A 15,175-nucleotide genomic window follows, 5' to 3' on the forward strand; every position below is an offset into this window, starting at 1 on the left:
GATTTAAAGGTATTGTTGTTGTTTGTGAAACATTTTGTATCATTTTCAACATAATTGTCGTTACCTGTAGCATTAATCACCATACGAAGCGGCAAAGGAGCGAATGACTTGCACTGTGGACAAAGCCCGAACACGTCACCGTTATCGGGAGAGACAAGAATGACACGAGCACGAATTCGGAGCATTCCTTCTTCCTGGACATCGAGCAATGTCCGATCGCATGTACTGCAGGTATGATGAAGCATGATTCAGGCGAACCTCCAATACTACTATTTTATAACAATAGAATATACTGTAAATTAAACACGAATTTGTCATAGAGATGTTAACTGCAAGTGAAGTTATTGTAAAAGAGAAAAACAGCCCTCGAAGAGGCTGTCCATATGAGCTTATTCGCAGTAATGATCACTCAAGCGCTGCTGTGCGGCTTAACTGCCCAACTATCCATCCGCACGTCTACGCATGGAACGCTCCATGCGATGCAGCCGGAGCGCGAGCTTGAATGTGATTCCAAAGACGAGCAGCGAGCCTGCCACTACCCCCGGCCACCGATCCGACTGCCAAAACAGTCCTAAGTAGTAGGTGCCCAAGCTGCCCCCTATATAATAGAAGAACAAGTACAAGCTTGCTGCGCTCGCCTTCGCATGCTGTGCCCTGGCGTTGACCCAGCTCGCCGAGGCGGAATGAGCGAAGAACGCCCCGAAGCATTGCAGCACGAGACCGAGCAAGATGACCGGCACCGCACCTAGCAATGTAAGAAGCAAGCCGATGGCAAACACGGCGATCCCTGCCATCATACAGCGTGCCTTCCCCCAGCGGTCGGACACCTGACCTGAGAGCACCGAGCCGAGCGTACCGGCCAGATAAGCGAAGAACAATAAGCCGATCGCTGTAGCCGACAGCCAGTACGGCTCCCCGCTCAGCAGGAACGTCAAGTAGTTGAACGAGCCGATGAAGATGAAGAAATGCAGTCCGCCGATAACCATCCCGATCAGCAGCACCGGATTGCGCACATGCCCGAGCAAGGCGCGTCCCGCCGACATGAAGCGGAGCGGTGTCGGATGGAACTGGCGAGAGGCAGGCAGCAGCCAAATGAACAGCGCAAGCAGCACGATCGCCAGCGTGCCCATACATAAGAAGGATGCGCGCCAACCGTAATGATCAGCAATGATGCCGCTCAAGATTCGTCCGCTCATTCCCCCGATCGTATTGGCGCCGATGTTGATGCCCATCGATACACTAAGCGCCTTAGCGGAAAATTCCTCGCTCATATAAGCCATCGCGAGCGCAGGAATGCCGGCAAGGCACAGCCCCTGAACCGCTCTCAAGCCTATGAGCAGCGAGTAATCGCTCACATAGGCTGTCAGCAGCGTCGAGACGGTGCCTCCAGCCATGCACAGCACCATGAGCGGCTTCCGTCCGTACGCATCCGATATCGGACCATAGAGCAGCATCGCTACGCTGATGCACATCATGACGATCGAGATCGACAGGCTGGCCGCTTCCTCACTTAATTGAAACTCAGAGGCGAATATAGGCAGCAGCGGCTGTGTCAAGTATACAATGGTAAACACGAGAAACGACCCCATGCTAAGTGCAGCGGTCGCCCTCCAATAAGCCGGTGTGCCGTAATCCATATCGCTCGATCTCCTTTAGATGCGGACGGCAGCTCTGGAAGCAGCTGGCTGCTACAGCAGCCAGCCTACTTAGAGCAGTCGCAGTCTGCGACACAGCTTCATCGTGCACAGCTCACTGACTGCGGCACATGCTTCATCGTGCACGTCTGTCAGCCATGCTACTATCCCGTACTAGCCCGTACTATCCCGCAATGTCCGCATCCTCGCCAACAGCTGCCTTCACTTGCTTCTTCGTACGACGAATGAGCACGATCGAGACGACGAGCAGCACGAGCGCGAGCGCGAAGATCGACAGCGCGATCGGACGGGTCGCGAAGATCGCGAAGCTACCTCCCGACATGGACAGCGTCTGCACGAACGACTGCTCCATCATCGGTCCGAGAATGAAGCATAGAATGAACGGAACGACGGGCCAGCGGTACTTATTCAGCACGTATCCAACGACACCGAAGATCAACGCCATCAAGACGTCGAACAAGCTGTTACGGAGCGTGTACGTACCGATAATGCTCAAGATCAGAATGATCGGCGCGATGATGCCGTACGGCACACGAGTCAGCTTCGCCCATAGGCCGACGAGCGGCAAATTCAGCACGAGCAGCATGACGTTGCCGATGAACATACTCGCAATAACGGTCCAGACGAAGCCGCCGTTCTGCTCGAACAAGACAGGACCCGGCTGCAGGCCGTAGATCATTAGTCCCGCGAGCAAGATTGCGAGCGGAGGCGAGCTTGGAATGCCTAGCGCGAACAGCGGGATGAAGCCTGAGGAGCTTGTCGCATTGTTCGCCGCTTCTGGTGCAGCGACGCCTTCGATCGCGCCTTTGCCGAACCGCTCCGGCGTCTTCGACACCTTGCGCTCGAGATCGTAGGCGAGGAACGTCGTGACCGCTGTCGAGCAGCCCGGCAGTAGGCCGAGCACGAAGCCGAGCAGACCGCCGCGCGCGATGGCGCCGGTGCTCTGCTTCAGCTCGGAGGCGTTCGGGTACGGGTTCGAGATTTTACCAATCGCAATCGTCCCCTTATTCTCCTCCATCCCCTTGAACACTTCCGCAATCGCGAACAAGCCGATAATGACGCTGATCATATCGATGCCGGCCATCAACGCATCGCTGCCGAACGTGAAGCGCATCTGTCCACCGGACGGCCCCATACCCATCATCGCGAACAAGTAGCCGAGCAAGCCCATGATCAAGCCCTTGATAATCGAGTTGCCTGCGAGATTAACGATAACCGTCAACGCCAGCACCATGAGTGCAAAATATTCCGGCGGCCCGAACTTGAGCGCCTGATCGGCCAGCACCGGAGCGAAGAACACAAGACCGACCACACCGAGCAAGCCGGCTGCGAATGAAGCGATAGCCGCTATACCGAGCGCCGCTCCCCCTCTCCCTTTCTTGGCAAGCGGATAGCCATCGAGACACGTCGGAACCGACGATACCTCACCCGGTATATTGAGCAAGATCGCAGTAGTCGATCCTCCGTACATCGCTCCGTAATAGATTCCCGCCAGCATAATAATACCCTGGATCGGTCCGAGCACCGTGGTCAGCGGCAGCAGGATCGCTATCGCCGACGTCGGCCCGAGACCGGGCAGCATGCCGACGAGCGTTCCGACGAGTGCGCCGAGCACAGCCATCGCAATATTCATCGGCGTCAGCGCTTCGCCGAAGCCTGTTAATAGCATCGATAACGCTTCCATGACTTCCATCCCCCCGTCTTATCGTTGTAATATCCCCTTGGGGAACGGCATTGCGAGCCAATATATGAAGATCAAGTAGAAGACCGCGGTCAGCAGAGCGCCGAACATGGCAGCCTTGCCGAGGCGAAACGGCCCCATTACCTTGAACAGTCCTGTCGCGATCAGCAATGTACTCAACACGTATCCAAGCACCTGAATCAACACCCAATACACGAACAGCATCCCGAATGCGGTGAGCATCGGCAGGAACGACTTCCGTTCCGGGAACTCGACTGAGAATTTCTCACCCTTGATGACAAATGCTAGAAGCAGGCCAAGCACAACGAGCAGCCCCCCGACAAGCGCGGGCAATACATGATCACCGACTAACGTGTCCATTCGACTCGGGTACAGTCGCACGGCCTCCGAGATTGCAACGCTTCCAAACATGATGCTGATAATGCCGCCAATGCGGTCCGCGAGCATATGCAGCTCCTCCTTTCGATTGACAATGCGAACGAGTCACAAGGTGCCTTGAACGCGATGGATGTGTACATGTGATCGTACTTCAGAGCTCGAACGTGCGGGAAGAAAGGACACGCCTTGCGTATCCTCCCTTCCGCCGTTCCCGCTCTGTTACAGGGACCGCTTTACCCTGTCCTAACACCTTATCCTAACACCTTGTCCTGACCTAATCATGACCTTGCATCTGCTGCAGGCGCCGTAGCTAACGGCTGAGCTGCCTACTTCAGCAGATTCTTCTTGTTGACGATGTCCGAGAAGCGAGTAACCTCTTCCTTCACATGCTTGGCATAATCGGCAGAGTTCTGGAAAATACCTTGAACGTTCATCGACTTCAGCTTCTCTTGGAACGCAGGGTCCTTATGCATCTTGTCGATCGTCGTCTCCCACTTCTTCACGACATGATCCGGTACGCCAGCAGGCATCGAGACGCCAACCCAGAACGAAGCGGTAATGCCCTTAATGCCTTGCTCCTCCATCGTCGGCACGTCCGGGAAGTACGGGCTTCTCTTGTCGGAGGCTACGCCGAGAATCTTAAGCTTGCCAGCCTTGACGAGGTTCGCCGCTTCACTCACGCCCTGTACGCCGAGCACGATGTGTCCGCCCGCTACCTTCGGCAGCGCGTCGCCGGAGCCGTTCGTGACGACTAGCTTCGCCTTCGAGTACTCAACACCGATGCTGTCCATCCACTGGATAACACCGAACGAAGCGATCGCTGTCGGACCGTTGCTCGCGAACGTCAGCTGGTCTGGATTTTTCTTCACCCATTCGCTGAACTCCTTCATATCCTTCCACGGCGCATCCGCCTTCACGATATAAGCGAGCGGGTCATTCGTCGTTCTGGCGATGAACTGGTAATCGTCCATTGTGAATGGCAGGTTCTTGTTGCCTGCGAACAGTCCGGATACCGCCGAGACGCTCTGCACCGCTACTGAGTAGCCGTCCTTCGTGCCTTGCTTCAGCACCGCCTGCGTGCCTGTCGCACCGCCTGCGCCCGGCTTGTTCACGACGACGACCGCTTGTCCCCATTCTTTATTCAAGTAATCGCTCATCGCGCGTGCATATAGGTCAGTTCCGCCGCCTGCTGCGAACGGTACCGTCACTTCGATCTGCTTCGTTGGGTATTTCGGCTCTTCCTTCGCTGGTGCAGATGCCGTACCGCCGCCTCCGTCCGTCTTCGCGCCACAGCCAATTGCTGTCCCTGCAAGCAATACAACCGCTAACAATCCGCCAACTACGTTCTTTTTCATGTTCGTATCCCCCTATGAGTTGTGTCAGATTTATGAGTTGGTGAGTAAGCGCTTCCAACGTTCATAGCTCTATTCTAATTACTTTCATGAGAAATACAATCAATTGGTCTTTTTGTTTGTTTTGATCGTTTTGGTCGATGAGAAGGGTCGAGGTATGGTACATATAGCAGAGGGCCGGAGGTGTTTGTTGAGATTCGAGCACCGGCGGCGCTGACCATTAGGATGGACCGAATACTCATATTCGCAAGGGTACGCTTTAAGTGATCAACAACCCAGTTTACTTGATTAGCGTCACCTCTGTCCGTTACGTTACTGTCCACAACCCTCCGCTACTGTCCGTCACCTATTGCAGCGAATGGGCCTGTGCCTGATGGTGCAACGAGTGGGGTACTTCTACAGGTCTACAGCGCATAATTACCGACGTCCATCGTTTATAAAAAAACCGGCTGCAGCACGTATGTGCAACAACCGATTCTATATGCTTGTTCGTGAGTTCGCCAACGCCGGATCACGCACCTAGATCTCCTTAGCACCATCGCTTAATTACGCTGATGTCTGCCCAGTGGATCATTACCTCCCCCGTAACACACGATAAATTCGCGCCTCGTGCGGACGAAGCTGTATACTCCGTGCCTGTACCAGATTGCTTAATGCGATCTCCCAGCCATTACTGCTGCCGTCGCCAATGTCCCCACCATTGCTGATGCCGTCGCCATTGTCCCCACTATTGCTGCTGCCGTCGCCATGGTCACTGCCACTGTCACTGCCCCCGCCATTGACATCGCCGCTATCGCCACCAGCCTCCGCCGCTACCAAGTCCGCATCCGCCAAGTCCGCATAGTTCGCAAGCAGCAGCTCACCGCCTGCCCAGCCTAGCTCATCAGGCAGCGTGAACACCGACTCCTCATCGGCGTGATTCAGCACCACGAGCCAGCACTCGTCCTCCAGACTCCGAGTGTACGCATACACGTGCGCATCGCCCTCGGACCAATCACGATAGTCGCCGTACACCATGACCGGATGCTGCTTGCGCAGCGCGATTAGCTGCTCATAATACCGGTAGATCGAATCCGGACTCGCCAGATCACGCTCCACGTTAATGTCCATATAGTTCGGATTCACCTTAATCCACGGCGTGCCACTCGTGAAGCCAGCGTTCGGCTCCCCGCTCCACTGCACTGGCGTGCGCGAGTTGTCCCGGCTCAACGGCTGCAGGCTTGCCAGCACCTCGGAGGGATCCCGCGTCTCGATGAGCTCCGCATACTTGTTGCGCATCGCGATGTCGTTGTAATCGTCGATGCGCTCGAAGCGGACGCCCGTCATCCCGATCTCCTCGCCCTGGTAGATGTAAGGAATACCCGGCAGCGTATGAATCATCGTCGCCAAGAGCTTCGCAGATTGCACGCGGTACTCGCGGTCGTTGCCATAGCGAGTGACCTGACGCGTATGGTCATGGTTGTTCAGGAACTGGGAGTTCGTCCCTCTACCCTTCAGCCCCTCATACCAGCGCGTCTGAATCTCCTTATACCGCAGCATATCCCAGGTCGGCATATCGTCCGCTACCTCGAAATGGAACAGTGTATGCAGCTCGCCGCGATCCTCACCGACATACAGCAGCCCGTCCTCCGGCGTAACGAACGGAATTTCACCGACCGTCATGATGTCGTAATGCTTCAGTACTTGCTCGTGCATCTCCTGCAAGTAATCGTGGATACCCGGATTATTTCCCAGGTAATGGATACTGCTCGGATTGTCCGCGTCCGGGAACCCTTCCTTCTTCGCGAGCAGGTTAATGACGTCCATGCGGAAGCCGTCGATCCCTTTGTCCAGCCAGAAGCGCATCATCCGATACACTTCCTCCCGTACATCCGAGTTACGCCAGTTCAAGTCCGGCTGCTCCACCGCGAACGAATGGTAGTAATACTGCTCCGTAGCCGCGTCCCACTCCCACACACTCGGGGCGAAGTATGACCGCCAATTGTTCGGCTCCTTGCCGTCCTTCGCATCGTGCCAGATGTACCAGTCCCGCTTCGGATTCGTTCGGGAAGAGCGCGATTCGAGGAACCACGGGTGTTGATCGGACGTATGGTTCACGACAAGGTCCATAATAAGCTTCATACCTCGCTCATGTGCGCCCGCAAGCAGCGCCTCCCACGCCTCCATCGTCCCGGCCTTCGGCATAATCTCATAATAATTCGAGATGTCGTAGCCGTTATCCCGATCAGGCGACGCATAGACCGGATTCAGCCAGATGACGTCAACGCCGAGTCCCTTGATATAATCGAGCTTCTCGATGACGCCCTGAATATCCCCATAGCCGTCTCCATCCGTGTCATAGAAGCTGCGCCAGTACACCTGATACACGACCGCTTCCTTCCACCATGTACGCTTCACTAGTCATGCCTCCCTTAGCCGTCGAGCCAACCGTTCGATTGACCCGCCCTATCGTTACGCCTTCAACACATACACCCGCGCCTCATAAGGGCGCAGCTTCACAGAGCGGATGCCTTGAGCCGCGTCGACCTCATAGTTCGCGAGCAGCAGCTCCGGCTTCGCCTTCTTCAGCGACCGCGGCAGGTTGAAGCGAGCCTCGACGCCGAACATATTGCAGATGACGAGCAGCGTCTCCTCGCCCAGCGTGCGCGTATACGCATAGAGCTGCGGGTGGTGATCTGCGATCAAGTCGTAGTCGCCGTAGACGATGACGTCATGCTTTTTGCGGAGCTGAATGAGCTGCTTATAATAATGGTAAATGGAATCCGGGTCATCCATCGCCTTGCGCACGTTGATGTCCGTATAGTTCGGGTTCACCTTCAGCCAAGGGGTACCCGTCGTGAAGCCGCCCTGCTCCTCGTCGCTCCACTGCATCGGCGTCCGCGAATTGTCCCGGCCGCTCCGCCATATGCCCTGCATAATCTCATCGTGGCTCTTCCCATTCTCCGTCTCGTACTTGTACAGGTTGCGAATCGCCACATCATTGTAGTCGTCGATCGAATCGAACTTCACGTTCGTCATGCCGATCTCCTGACCTTGGTAGATGAACGGCGTGCCTTGCATCAGGAAGTACATCGTCGCCAGACACTTGGCCGACTTGTCCCAATGCTCCTGATCGTTCCCCCACGTCGAGACGGAGCGCGGCTGATCGTGATTCTCGAGGAACAGCGCGTTCCAGCCGACACCATGCAGCCCCTTCTGCCAGCGCGTCAGCGTCCGCTTCGTCGCTGGTAGATTCAGGCCGCCGTCCGCACCCTTGCCCCACAGCCCCATATGCTCGAACTGGAACACCATGTTGAACTTGCCGTTCTCTTCGCCGACCCACAGGTCTGCATCCTTCGTGCTGACGCCGTTCGCCTCACCGACCGTCATAATATCGTACTTCGCGAACGTCTCGCGCTTCAGCTCCTCGAGGAACGCATGAATGCCTTCGCGATTCATATGACCGTCGAACGACGGCACATAGCGCAGATTGTGCGGATTCGGCATATCCGGGAAGCCCGGCAGCTTCTTGATATGCGAGATCGCGTCAACGCGGAAGCCATCGATCCCTTTATCCAGCCACCAATTCACCATATCGTACAGCTCGCGGCGAACGTCGGCGTTCTCCCAATTCAGATCCGGCTGCTTCCGGGAAAAAATATGCATATAGTATTGCCCCGTCTGCTCATCCCATTCCCAAGCGGAGCCGCTGAAGATGCTCTCCCAGTTGTTCGGCTCGCCCCCATCCTTCGGATCGGCCCAGATGTAATAATCCCGCTTCGGGTTATCCTTGCTCGAGCGCGATTCCATGAACCACGGATGCTCGTCGGACGTATGGTTGATGACCAGATCCAGAATAAGCTTCATACCGCGCTTATGCACCTCGGCAAGCAGCTCGTCGAAGTCGGCCATTGTGCCGAACTCCTCCATTATGTCCTGATAGTCTGAGATGTCGTACCCGTTGTCGTCGTTAGGCGACTTGTATGTCGGACAGATCCAGATGACGTCAATGCCGAGCTCCTGCAAGTAATCGAGGCGCGAGATGATGCCCTGCAGATCGCCGATCCCGTCTCCGTTGCTGTCCATGAAGCTGCGGGGATATATTTGGTAGGCGGTTGCTTCCTTCCACCATATGTTGTTCATACGCTGTCCGCTCCTTTATACGTAGGGTAATCAGGCGCTGCATGAATGATCCATATCCGGAACCTTCACCATCAGCCATCCCGTCACAAGTAGGAAAATAATTTCCCATCCTCGCCATTATAAGCGGTCTCATGGACACCGTCAACGCATTTATTCCAGCATAAATAAGCTTGAACGAATCGTTCACAGCTTGCTTTCCATCCTCATATTGTGTAAGTTAGGAGCAGAGCGACTTGCGAAGTGAGCGTAGGACAGCTTGTGTGGGGAGCTTATGTACCATTCGACTCGGCAGATCGCCGCACGAACTGTACGTGCAAGCAGAGCATACCGCCAATGCACAGGTGAATATAGGGGAAAGTTTTTTCCTGAATACTCAGGGGTGAGGATAGGTTGAAGGTAACGATTAAACAAATCGCGGAGCTGGCCGGGGTGTCCATCTCGACCGTCTCACGTGTCATTAATAATAGCAAGCCGGTACGGGATGATGTGCGCAAGCGCGTCTTAGAGGCGATGAAGGAGACCAATTACAAGCCGAGCATGCTGGAGAGCGAGCTGTTCAAGGCGGAGTCGTCGATGATCGGCGTCATTATTCCCGAATATAGCAACACGGTGCTGAACGACTTCATCGCCGGCATTAACAACGTTACGAAGCTGTACGGCTACGATATTATGATCGGGCTGACCGATGAGACGCCAGCAAGCGAGCTGCATTACTTGAACCAGTTCTGCGGCATACAGCCGCGCGGCCTCATCTTCGCAGGCTCGCCGCTTACGGATGAGCATACAGCCATTCTCGACGAATACGGCATCCCGTGCGTCGTCGTCGGGCAAGTGTCGGGGCGGCCGCATATCCCATCGGTGCACGTCGATAATATAACGGCCTCCTACGAGGCGGTGACGTATTTAATCTCGCGCGGGCACCGGGAGATCGGCATGATCCGCGGCATTGGAGCGGGCGCTGTTGGCGACGACCGGTATGAAGGCTATGTGCAAGCGTTGACAGATGCGGGGCTGCCGCTGCGTGAGGATTGGGTTGTCGAGAGCGACCTGTCCGTGGAGGACGGGACGAAGGCGATGAGCCGCATGGCGGGCAAGGGTCCGCTGCCGACCGCCGTATTCTGCGCGACGGACTGGATGGCGATCGGGGCGATGAACGGCTTGATCGACCGTGGACTGCGGGTGCCTGAGGACGTGTCCGTCTTCGGCTTCGACGGCAGCTTCATCTCATCCATCGTCAGACCGAGACTGTCCACAGTCGTCTATTCCGCGACGGAGATCGGCATGACCGCAACCCGCAGCCTTGTGAAGATGATTAAGGGAGACAACGCGATCCCGCAGCATTCGAATGTGAATCACTATCTAGCGATTCGCGAGAGCACGAGGTGAAGGAGTGTCTATGGCCATACACGATCTGGCATAGGGAGCCTCGATTGCATCTGCAGCAAGGCTCCCCTTCTCCTGTTTACCACATAATGATTCAGCTTCTCTCTGCTCTACAGCTCCAGTGCTAGACGGCTCTTAAGCTCATTCGATCGAGAACAGCCTGGCGAGCATTCAGCCCTCCCCTCCATCGCTGCTAGAGAGCCTCCTCAAGAGACTTCATACCTTCCGTAATTTCCCCCTCTTGATGCAACTGAATGAATACCTCGACAAGGGCCGGATCGAAGTGCAGTCCGCTCTGCCTCTTGATCTCCGCGATCGTCTCCTCAGCAGACCAAGCCTTCTTGTATGGCCGCTCATGGGTCAAAGCATCGTAGAAATCGGCAAGCGCGACGATCCGCGCCTCCACCGGAATCTGCTCCCCCTGCAGTCCGTCCGGATAGCCGGAGCCGTCCCATTTCTCATGATGCGACCTTGCAATAATACCTGCCAGACGCAGCAAGGAGAAGGAGCTCGCCGCGAGAATGCTGCTGCCAATAAGTGTGTGAGCTTTCATCTGATCGAACTCATACGGCTCATACCTGCCCGGCTTCAGCAGGATGTGATCCGGTATACCAATCTTCCCGATATCATGCAGTGCTGCTGCCATTCGAAGGTTCTCCACCTGCATCTCGGTATAACCGATGCGACTGGCGATGAGTCCAGCCAATCTCCCTACTCTCAGCGTATGGCTGCCCGTCAAGTCATCGCGATATTCCGAAGCACGTCCAAGCAGCTGCAGGATTTCAAGCTTCGCCCGCCGCAGCTCCTCCGTTCGAGCTCTAACCTTGTCTTCCAGCGTATTCTTATGCTGCTGCAGCTGAATATGCAGCTGCCTTGTTTTTAACAAATTGTTAATGCGCAATATGACCTCTGTTCGGTCGTAAGGCTTCGTCAAGAAATCGTTGACTCCCGCCTGCAAGCCTTGCTGCTTCATAGCTGGTGTCACATCAGCTGTAAGCATCAGCACGGGCAAATAGCTGCCCTCCTCGCTCTGCTCACGAATAAGCTGCAGCACTTGAAGTCCGTCCATCCCCGGCATATGCATATCAAGCAGGACGATATCGGGGTCTACCTCCTTAAGCATGGTGCTCATCTGAAGCGGGTCCATAATGCTATAGATATGCTTGAATTCCGCTCGCCGAAGAATACGCTCCAGCAGCTGAACGTTATACTCTTGATCATCTACGATGATCATTCTGGCTTGCTTAATATCTTCCATCCTGCATTCTCCATTCCAAGCTATGTACAGAGCGACAGATTAAGCTTTACTCAGCACGGTCTCGATTTTGCCAAGTAAACGCTCGAGCATGACTGGCTTCGTATCAAAGTCGTCGCAGCCTGCAGCGTACGCCTTCTCCTCGTCACTGGTCATCGCATGAGCCGTTAACGCGATCACCGGTATATGCTTCGTCGCGGCATTGGCCTTCAGCCATCGAGTCGCCTCCCAGCCGTCGAGCACCGGCAAGCTCATGTCCATGAGAATAAGCTCGGGGAGCAGCTGCACGGCCAGCTCAACCCCTTGCTGGCCGTCCTCTGCTGTTGCGACTTGATAGCCTTTGCGCTGCAGTCTACGCGACAGCATATCGCGGTTCATTTCGTTATCCTCGATCAATAGAATCGTTGTCATTGCGTTCTTCCTTCCGTGACGAGACAGCGACGAATTTGGGATAGCAGCATCTGAGAATCGTAGTCGCCTTTTTGAATAATACTATTGACATACCCGCTCAGCTTCAGCCTGTCCTCTGTCGTAATCGTCTTGGCTGTCACGACAATGACAGGTAATTCACTCCACGCCTCGTGCCTCCTCAGCTCTGCTATGAACTGGAAGCCGTCCATCTCCGGCATCATCAGATCGAGCAGGATAAGCGCAGGAATGGAATCGTTCATGCATTCCAGAGCAGCCCGTCCGTTACGAGCCTGAATAGCCGAATATCCCTCCCTACGCAGTAGCTTCGTCATCAGCTCGCTCGTCGACACATCATCCTCTACGACCAGCACCTGCTGCCCCTCGCGTTGCTTGATATATTTATCCATCACCTTAATGAGTCGTTCCCGCTCCACAGGCTTCGTTAAGAAGTCAGACGCCCCCAGCGTATAGCCGAGCTGCTTGTCGCTAGTCATCGACCAGATGACGACTGGAATGTCCGCCAGCTCCTCATCCTTCTTCAGCTGTGTCAGCACATTCCATCCATCGAGACCCGGCATCACAATATCCAGACAGATGACCTGAGGCCGCAGCTTCCGTGCCAGCTCGATGCCTGTCGTCCCGTTGTCCGCGAACACGAGCGACCAGCCCTCTTTATCCAGATAGCGCTTCATCAGACGCTCGTTGAACGGCTCATCATCAATCAGCAATATGCGCGGCTGTCCCTCGATATGCTCATACTGCGTCGACGCTACTTCAAGCGCCCCCCCTTGCTTGACGGGAGCCTCCGGAAGCCAGCAAGTGAACGTGCTGCCCACACCCGGCTCACTCTGAACATCAATGCCGCCGCCCATAAGGGTACAGAACTTCTGACTGATCGCAAGCCCAAGTCCCGTGCCTCCATACTTGCGTGTGGTGGACGAATCGGCCTGCGTGAACGCTTGGAACAGCTTATCGATCTGTTCCTTCGACATCCCGATGCCGGTGTCCTTCACCTGGAAGCTGTATCCCGATTGTTGATGCCGCGTCTGTCGATACACTTCTAACGTAATCTGACCCTCCCGCGTAAACTTGCTTGCATTGCTCAGCAGGTTGATCAAAATTTGACGCAGCTTGGTCATATCGGCCACAATTTCACCTTCAACACAGCTTACCTCAAGCTTATTCGCATTGACCACCATCAGCGGCTCGATCGTCGTTAACACATCTTGAATGAGCTGCGATACGTCGAAGCTTTCCTCATATAACTCCATCTTGCCCGCTTCTATCTTGGAGATGTCCAGTATATCGTTGATCAGCGACAGCAAGTGCTTCCCGGCCTTGCTAATCTTGCCGAGATCGTCCACGAACATCGGCTCGCCGAGCTCCTCGGCTTCCTCCATCAGCATCTCACTGTAGCCGATTATCGCATTCAGAGGTGTACGCAGCTCATGACTCATGTTCGCTAGAAACTGACTCTTGATCGTGTTCGCCTGTATCGCTTCATCGCGTGCCTGCTCCAGCTGAACAGTACGCTCCTGAATCAATTCCTCCAGTTGCTCATTGAATTGGAGCAGCTCCTGATTCATTCTATATATTTCGTTCGTCTTCAGCTCGATCTCGAGATCCTTGGACGAGAATTGCTTGGATATGAAAATGCCAAACAAGCTAACGCCAAGCGTAAATAACGTCCCGCCGGAAATAAAATATGCGAGCCACTTCTGATCCAGTACAACGCCCGCCCGGCTAAAGCCTTCTTCCATGTGAAACTGAGCAGCCATCATCCCGGTGTAATGAAGCCCGACAATGGCAGCCCCCATAATGAGTCCGCTCGCAAGCTTCAGCCATTGGCCGCGCCCGCGATCCTTACGAAAATAAAAGGTAAGCCACAACGCCGCAATCGATGCGACGAGCGCAATGAGGACAGAGAGCGCGAAGTAGAAACGATCGTACGAGATGCCGATCTGCATCGCTTCCATCCCGATATAATGCATGCTCGTCACGCCAAGCGCAAGCAGCAGGCCGCCGCTCATGAGCTGACTCATACCAAGCCGCTTGCTAAAGCCGACGATGTACAGCGCAACGAAAGAGCCCATGATAGACGGCACGACAGATGCCGCTACGATCCATCTGTCATAAGCGACAGGAACCGGCAACGAGAACGCCATCATAGCCACGAAGTGCATGGACCAGATACCTGTTCCCATTGCCATCGAGCCGAACAGCAGCCACAGCCATCTTCTGACACCTTCAGTCGTGCTGATTCGTCCTGTGACATCTAGCGCCGTGTAGGATGCCAGCACCGCTACAATATATGAGAATACGACCAATATGGGATCATGTGATCCATGTATATGCTCCATTAGGGGATACCTCCAATAACATCAGACTTCACCTGCGCTTCAAGCGCTGTCTGTCTCCACACTATGCCAAGAACTTAGCTTGCAGATCACCGCTTAATTGCGACAACCTCACCAGCTCTTGATCCACTCCCTCTACTGCAGAAGACTGCTGGGTGCTCATCGCTGTCATCTCCTGCATGGAAGACATTCCTTCTTGCGTAACGGACACAATCTCGTTCATTTCGCTAGCCAAGGCGGAGCTGTCCGTCAGAATGCCCTCCAGCATATGACAGGCTTGTTGCCCCGGAGGTCAAGATGAAGAACAGCGCATGAATGCATAGCATGAGGAACGAATACGATGACGTGCCGAATACGAGCTGCGGGATGAGGAAGTAGCCCGCTACATGCTGCACCGCGAACAGGACGGTCATGAGCAGAACGAGACGAATCTGTTCATAGTAGGCCACGGCCGCGACAACCATGAAGATGGAGAAGTGGAACTCCACGCCTCCGCCGCTGCCGCTGATCTAATATACATACACACCCCACACCAGCAGCAGACACGGCACGATCATAAA

The 15,175-nt window shown here is 54.9% G+C and carries 12 protein-coding genes; 1 reads left to right on the plus strand and 11 read right to left on the minus strand.

Annotation, left to right across the window (positions count from 1 at the left end; genetic code table 11):
• Nucleotides 1–440 precede the first annotated feature (440 nt).
• From PAE68_RS16050 to PAE68_RS16075, 6 genes are all read right to left on the minus strand, one after another.
• Nucleotides 441–1,637, minus strand: coding sequence for an MFS transporter (locus tag PAE68_RS16050; protein WP_281888568.1), 1,197 nt, complete (start codon nucleotides 1,635–1,637; stop codon nucleotides 441–443).
• 181 nt (nucleotides 1,638–1,818) lie between these two features.
• A complete protein-coding gene (locus PAE68_RS16055; RefSeq protein WP_281888570.1) occupies nucleotides 1,819–3,339 on the minus strand; it encodes a tripartite tricarboxylate transporter permease in 1,521 nt (506 codons plus the stop codon).
• A gap of 18 nt (nucleotides 3,340–3,357) precedes the next feature.
• Nucleotides 3,358–3,804: a tripartite tricarboxylate transporter TctB family protein gene (locus PAE68_RS16060; RefSeq protein ID WP_281888573.1), complete on the minus strand. Its 447-nt coding sequence runs from the start codon at nucleotides 3,802–3,804 to the stop codon at nucleotides 3,358–3,360.
• Nucleotides 3,805–4,061: 257 nt separating this feature from the next.
• The gene (locus tag PAE68_RS16065; protein ID WP_281888575.1) at nucleotides 4,062–5,090 is read right to left on the minus strand and encodes a tripartite tricarboxylate transporter substrate binding protein; all 1,029 of its coding nucleotides are present in this window, start codon (nucleotides 5,088–5,090) and stop codon (nucleotides 4,062–4,064) included.
• A gap of 570 nt (nucleotides 5,091–5,660) precedes the next feature.
• Nucleotides 5,661–7,484 carry a glycoside hydrolase family 13 protein gene (locus PAE68_RS16070; RefSeq protein WP_281888577.1) on the minus strand — a complete coding sequence of 608 codons (1,824 nt, stop codon included), beginning with the start codon at nucleotides 7,482–7,484 and terminating at the stop codon, nucleotides 5,661–5,663.
• Between the two features lie 54 nt (nucleotides 7,485–7,538).
• The gene (locus tag PAE68_RS16075) at nucleotides 7,539–9,209 is read right to left on the minus strand and encodes a glycoside hydrolase family 13 protein (protein ID WP_281888579.1); all 1,671 of its coding nucleotides are present in this window, start codon (nucleotides 9,207–9,209) and stop codon (nucleotides 7,539–7,541) included.
• Between the two features lie 390 nt (nucleotides 9,210–9,599).
• Here PAE68_RS16075 and PAE68_RS16080 point away from each other — a divergent pair, with 390 nt between their 5' ends.
• The gene (locus tag PAE68_RS16080; RefSeq protein ID WP_281888581.1) at nucleotides 9,600–10,595 is read left to right on the plus strand and encodes a LacI family DNA-binding transcriptional regulator; all 996 of its coding nucleotides are present in this window, start codon (nucleotides 9,600–9,602) and stop codon (nucleotides 10,593–10,595) included.
• Between the two features lie 190 nt (nucleotides 10,596–10,785).
• Here the strand turns inward: PAE68_RS16080 and PAE68_RS16085 are convergent, their stop codons facing one another.
• The 5 genes from PAE68_RS16085 to PAE68_RS16105 all read right to left on the minus strand — a co-directional run bounded on the left by PAE68_RS16085 (nucleotide 10,786) and on the right by PAE68_RS16105 (nucleotide 15,103).
• Nucleotides 10,786–11,850 carry an HD-GYP domain-containing protein gene (locus PAE68_RS16085; protein ID WP_281888583.1) on the minus strand — a complete coding sequence of 355 codons (1,065 nt, stop codon included), beginning with the start codon at nucleotides 11,848–11,850 and terminating at the stop codon, nucleotides 10,786–10,788.
• Nucleotides 11,851–11,889: 39 nt separating this feature from the next.
• Entirely contained in the window at nucleotides 11,890–12,258 is a 369-nt protein-coding gene (locus tag PAE68_RS16090) for a response regulator (RefSeq protein ID WP_281888585.1), read from the minus strand.
• Nucleotides 12,255–14,618 (minus strand): response regulator, encoded by a 2,364-nt coding sequence (locus PAE68_RS16095; RefSeq protein ID WP_281888586.1) that lies wholly within the window; start codon nucleotides 14,616–14,618, stop codon nucleotides 12,255–12,257. Before PAE68_RS16095 ends, PAE68_RS16090 begins: the two co-directional genes overlap by 4 nt.
• Nucleotides 14,619–14,679: 61 nt before the next feature.
• A complete protein-coding gene (locus tag PAE68_RS16100; protein WP_281888588.1) occupies nucleotides 14,680–14,850 on the minus strand; it encodes a hypothetical protein in 171 nt (56 codons plus the stop codon).
• The gene (locus tag PAE68_RS16105; RefSeq protein ID WP_281888589.1) at nucleotides 14,843–15,103 is read right to left on the minus strand and encodes a hypothetical protein; all 261 of its coding nucleotides are present in this window, start codon (nucleotides 15,101–15,103) and stop codon (nucleotides 14,843–14,845) included. The genes PAE68_RS16100 and PAE68_RS16105 overlap by 8 nt, the downstream gene beginning before the upstream one ends.
• Nucleotides 15,104–15,175 lie beyond the last annotated feature (72 nt).

Origin of the sequence: Paenibacillus sp. YYML68, from assembly GCF_027923405.1 — a bacterium.
In the GTDB taxonomy this organism is placed as follows: domain Bacteria; phylum Bacillota; class Bacilli; order Paenibacillales; family NBRC-103111; genus Paenibacillus_G.